Annotated in this window: 1 protein-coding gene; it reads right to left on the bottom strand. The window is 36.8% G+C overall.

Translation table 11 applies throughout. The annotated features are described in order from the left end of the window. On the bottom strand, positions 1 to 432 hold a 432-nt coding region (locus FUA24_RS00305), incomplete at both ends, for a TCP-1/cpn60 chaperonin family protein (protein WP_317131908.1).

Here is a 432-nt window from a genome sequence, read left to right as displayed (position 1 = left end):
CCTTCAACAACATCAACATACGTGTCCATACCTTTTGCTTCTTCAACAGTAATAACACCTTCTTTTCCTACTTTTGAGAATGCTTGTGCAATTAACTCACCAATAGTGTCATCATTGTTTGCAGAAATAGCAGCTACTTGTTTTATTTTTTCAGAAGAATTACCAACTTCTTGTGCTTGTGCTTCAAGATCTTTAGTAATAGCATCAACAGCTTTATCTATGCCACGTTTTAAATCCATTGGGTTTGCACCAGAAGCTACGTTTTTTAAACCTTCTTTTACAATGGCTTGTGCTAATACGGTAGCAGTTGTAGTACCATCACCAGCTAAATCATTGGTTTTACTAGCAACTTCTTTTACCATTTGTGCGCCCATGTTTTCGTGAGCATCTTCTAACTCAACTTCTTTTGCTACCGATACACCATCTTTAGTA

It is taken from the genome of Seonamhaeicola marinus (genome assembly GCF_008085455.1).
This window is presented reverse-complemented; position numbering and strand designations above follow the sequence as displayed.